This window comes from Desulfomicrobium macestii (assembly GCF_014873765.1).
Classification (GTDB): domain Bacteria; phylum Desulfobacterota; class Desulfovibrionia; order Desulfovibrionales; family Desulfomicrobiaceae; genus Desulfomicrobium; species Desulfomicrobium macestii.
Genome location: NZ_JADBGG010000073.1, coordinates 1 through 4511, shown reverse-complemented (window position 1 = coordinate 4511; position 4511 = coordinate 1). Strand labels below are relative to the sequence as shown.

Here is a 4511-nt window from a genome sequence, read left to right as displayed (position 1 = left end):
GACCATACGACCGGACGATTTCTCAAAGGTTTCAAGTTGCTCACCTTGGCCTGGTCCGATGGATCAACCCTGTTGCCTCTCGACTTTGTACTGCGCTCTTCTGCGGACACAAAGCAACGATACCAAGAAATTTCCAAAGACCTTGATAAGAGATCATGCGGCGCGAGGCGGCGCCAGGAGGCCGTGACCAAATCCACGGAACTCATCGAACCCATGATCGAACGCGCTCTGAAAGCTGGCATCAAGGCCAAGTTCCTGCTCATGGACAGTTGGTTCGCCATGCCGGCCCTGATCTCCAAGGTTTGCATGCACATCCCCGTCATCTGCATGGTCAAGCGCACGGCCAAGGTCCACTACATCTTCGAAGGACAGAAGATGGACGTGACGCAGATTTACAGCCAGATCCGCAAACGCCGGGGCAGAGCCAAGATCCTTGCCAATGCCCAAGTCGAGTTCAAGGATGGCCTCAAAGCCAAGATCGTCTTCGTGCGAAACAAGCACAAGAGAGACTGGCTGGCCTTGCTCACCACTGACATCACCCTTGCCGATGAAGACGTTGTCCGCATTTACGGCAAACGCTGGGACATCGAAGTGTTCTTCCGCACGGCCAAGCAGCACTTGGAATTGGAAAAAGGCTGCCAGGGCCGGGACTTCGACGCTCTCATTGCTCACACGACCATCGTGATGACCCGATACATCTTCCTGAGCATCGAGAAACGCAGGACGGAAGATCCAAGAACCCTCGGCCTGCTGTTTCATCGTTGCTGCGAGGAGGCCGAAGACTGCACTCTTGTCAAAGCACTGTGCCAAATCCTAGGCATCACCTTGGAAAACCTAAAGAAGCTTGGCGAAGCTCAGAGCCAGGCAGAACGCATACTGCTTGAGGCTTTTCAAAAAGGAATGCGTAGTTTGGGGCGCAATTTCGATTATATTTTCAATGAACAAAGATTGTTAGCTGCTAATGGCTAACCCCGAAAGTCGAGTATCTAATGGTTACGTGGAATATCACGGGTTTTTCAAGGTCTGAGCGTATGTGCCGTCGAGAACGGGGAGAGGAACTTCAGGTTCATGGACAAGAGAAGAGGGATGGAAGAGACGATTGGGTTGGCCATTTCGCGTAGCTTTTCGAAAGCAGCCTAAAATGAGTCAGCAACTCCAATCAGCAAACCGCAGCGATGAATGGTCCCGGTCGATCCGGTTGATGAACTGACGATCAATTTTGGTCACTGTTGCCCGAAGATTGCGCAGACGCGCCGAAAATGAGTAACTATTTGCTCATATTGCCAAAATGTTCGCATAATTCGCTATCTGTGGCTAAAAACATATTTTTTTAATTAAAATGAATGCTAACTGCCAATAGATAATCAAAAAATTTGATTTTTTCATATGTAAAATAGCTTGAGTTGCAGGAAATATACTGCGGCTGTTTGCATTTTCCTGGAGCATGTGCAATGGTTATAGTCAAATTATATCGCGCCATCCGGCTAGGGCTATAATTTAAATTCGAACCAACTCTGCCTACATGGTATGCGAAAGAAAATCTTCTGGATCCGAGGAGGATATTATGCAGAACCCACATTCAATCCGTTACCTACTGATCGCCGTAGCCTTGCTGCTCGGCGTGAGCTGGGCATTTGCCGCTGTGGAGGACACCAAGCCGCCCGCCTATCCAAGCAGCTCGTACCTGATCACCGCAGACCAGTTGCGGCAACGCGTCCAGGACGAACCAGTGGTGATTGTAGACGTCCGCAGCGACGAGCATTTCGACGGCAAGATGATACCTGGGGCGATCCGATTGCCCTGGTCATTGTTCCGCCAGGATTATTCGGCGACCAATATCGGCGGCACCTTCATCGGCACTGCGGAGGCACAGAAAATCCTCGGGCAGCATGGAATCTTCCGAAACGACCAGCTCGTGCTGTATGACGCGGTGGCCCGAGATGGCGGGGCCACCGCATCATATCTGTTCTGGATTCTGGACCTTCTCGGCCACAAGAAAATGGCCATCCTCGAACGGGGCATTGATGGCTGGCTGGACGCAGGCGGCGAGGTCGTCAACAGTCCAGCGCAGCGCGAGCCACTGCTCTACCAGGCTCCGGCCAAAGAGATAGACACGCGAAAGATCGCTGACGAAGCCTTCATATCCCCGCGCCTTGGCGACCCCTACTACCAGCTGATCGATGTTCGCTCAGAAGAAGAATACCTGGGTAAAGCCCTCAATACCGGGCTCGACGGGACACCGCTGAAAGCCGGGCATATTCCCGGAGCCTACAATATCAACTACGAAAGCAACTGGGTCGACAAGCAAGGCAAGGCGATCAAAAGCTACGCCGAACTGGCCGAGCTCTACCGCGGTCTTGATCCGGACAAAGCGGTGATCGTCTATTGCCATTCCGGTCGTCGCGGCTCTTTTAGCTACTTTATCCTGCGCCTGATGGGCTTTGAAGATGTGCAGTTGTACGACAATTCCTGGTATGGCTGGGGACGGCCGGAGCGCTACTATCCAACGGAAACCAATCCCCGGAAGATGTCCGGACAGGCATTGCCAACGCCCGGCAAAAGGAATCCGGCAGATTCAGCAGGCCCAAAGACGGAGCCTGCGGCTGCGACCGGTCAAACCTCGCAAGAGGATACGCCCGACGCCGACTCCACTGGCGGCAAAAAATACATTTCCTGTGGAGGTTAAGCCATGCAACCCAAGAAACAGAGCAACGCTCCTTACTGGCCTATCCTGCCCAGTGCCATTGCCCTGGCCGGAATCATGCTGTTCATCTTCGCCAGCTTCGGCCCGCCGGCTTCCTCCAGCGGATTTGTAACCACCCTCAAAGGATTTTTTATGCAGTTCGCGCCTGAGTATGCCGCCGGCAAGGCGCATTACCGGATGATGCCGGGACCCGGGTCGTGGCTGATGGCCTTTGTTCTGGGTATGGCGCTCGGAGGCTTCGTCGGCGGTCGCACTTTCAGCCGTGAAATCGAAGACGTACCACAAATCTGGCGGGAGCGTTTCGGGGCCGGACGGCTCAAGCGTTTCGGCAGCGCCTTTCTCGGCGGCTTCCTGATCCTTTTCGGGGCACGCCTGGCGGGCGGTTGCACCCTTGGGCTCTTTCTTTCCGGGGCGACCCAGCTCTCTCTCAGCGGCCTCTATTTCGGCGCGGTCATCTTCGCCGTCGCCATGCTGACCGCACGGCTGCTCTACAAACGCAGGAGGAGCACATCATGATTGACATATGGCTAGGACTCTTCGCCGGCACGGCGTTCGGCTTTGTCATTCAGCGCGTTGGGGCGACCAACCCCCAGAAGATGGCGCTGGCGCACCTGATGCAGGAACCGCACATCCCCCAGTTCATGCTCCTGGTGGTAATTTTTTCCGCCACCGGCCTGTTTTTCCTCGATGCAGCCGGTGACGCCGTCACCCGCGTCTTGCCGATCAGTCTGGTTGGCACCGGCCTTGGGGGCGTCATTTTCGGTATTGGCTGGGGAATCTCCGGGTACTGCCCTGGCACCTGTTGGGCAGCAGTGGGCGAAGGGCGCATGGATGCCATCTTCACCCTACTCGGTGGGCTGGCAGGTGCCGCCGCTTTTGCCCACCTGCACGAAAGCCTCATTCCAATCCTCTACATGCCGACCAACATGGGGCAGCTGACACTCGCAGACTGGTTCGGACACCCGGCAGCAGCCCTCGGCTTCCTGATCATCTTTTTCGGCGTCGGCGTCTGGCTGATCGGACGCCTTTGGAGACAACAGGATGCGTAGATTCCAAATGAGCGCCTGCCTCCTGCTGATGCTGTCGGTGCCCAGCCAGATCCTGGCTGCGGATCTGATTCCGCCGCGCGGCTACTATGCGCGGCTGGAATTCACTCATCAAGGGCAGAGCCTGTCGTTCGGTCCTTTTGTCGGCTACTACTTCAAGCCATTGCAGGGGGATGATTTAAGCAGGCTGACGTTTGTCTGTTACAACGAGGGGCAGTTCTATACCGACCAATTACCGGATGACACCCTGCTCTACAGAGGCGAGGCGGTGCTCTCCACCTTGGCGAGAGTTCGCCCGCTACCACGGAGCGAGCAGCGGATTACCCCCCTGTTTTTTGCCGACGCACCGCAGCCCTGGTTGCAGCAAAGGCCCACACCGCAGGAGGAGTACCTGCACTTCCACTCCGCTTACGATCAAAGCGGTGCCGTCTATAGCGGCTACTGGCTGCGACACGAGCCAGTTACGACGTTCAGCTACAACATGGGGGGCCGACTCAGTAAGGACAGCCCCCTGCGCCATCAGGCAAAACCGGGAGATGCGCAGAACTTTCCGCGCATCATCGAATTTGACAAAGGTCCCTGAGCCATGCTCCGGCAACTGAAATCTTGCTCCCCAACCACGCTCCCGTTCGCCAGGAGTTTTTGGTTAACCCAGGTGGCATGAAATGAAATAGTTCCGACTTGATCTGACACTTCCTCTTGAAATTTAAGAGGTTCTCCCTTTTGATGGGGTTGCAAGACAACCATCAACGAGCACCATG

At 55.3% G+C, this 4511-nt stretch carries 5 protein-coding genes; all 5 read left to right on the top strand.

Features of this window, described 5'->3' with window-relative positions; genetic code table 11:
- Nucleotides 1-969: IS4 family transposase (locus tag H4684_RS20270; protein WP_192625144.1), on the top strand; the 969-nt coding region annotated here is incomplete at its 5' end.
- Between the two features lie 595 nt (nucleotides 970-1564).
- On the top strand, nucleotides 1565-2686 hold the full coding sequence (locus H4684_RS20265; protein WP_092191598.1) for a sulfurtransferase: 1122 nt from the start codon (nucleotides 1565-1567) through the stop codon (nucleotides 2684-2686).
- A 3-nt stretch (nucleotides 2687-2689) separates the two neighbouring features.
- A complete protein-coding gene (locus H4684_RS20260; RefSeq protein WP_092191596.1) occupies nucleotides 2690-3220 on the top strand; it encodes a YeeE/YedE thiosulfate transporter family protein in 531 nt (176 codons plus the stop codon).
- Nucleotides 3217-3753: a YeeE/YedE thiosulfate transporter family protein gene (locus H4684_RS20255; RefSeq protein ID WP_192625143.1), complete on the top strand. Its 537-nt coding sequence runs from the start codon at nucleotides 3217-3219 to the stop codon at nucleotides 3751-3753. Before H4684_RS20260 ends, H4684_RS20255 begins: the two co-directional genes overlap by 4 nt.
- Nucleotides 3746-4333, top strand: coding sequence for a hypothetical protein (locus H4684_RS20250; RefSeq protein WP_208599824.1), 588 nt, complete (start codon nucleotides 3746-3748; stop codon nucleotides 4331-4333). The genes H4684_RS20255 and H4684_RS20250 overlap by 8 nt, the downstream gene beginning before the upstream one ends.
- The last annotated feature ends 178 nt before the right edge of the window (nucleotides 4334-4511 follow it).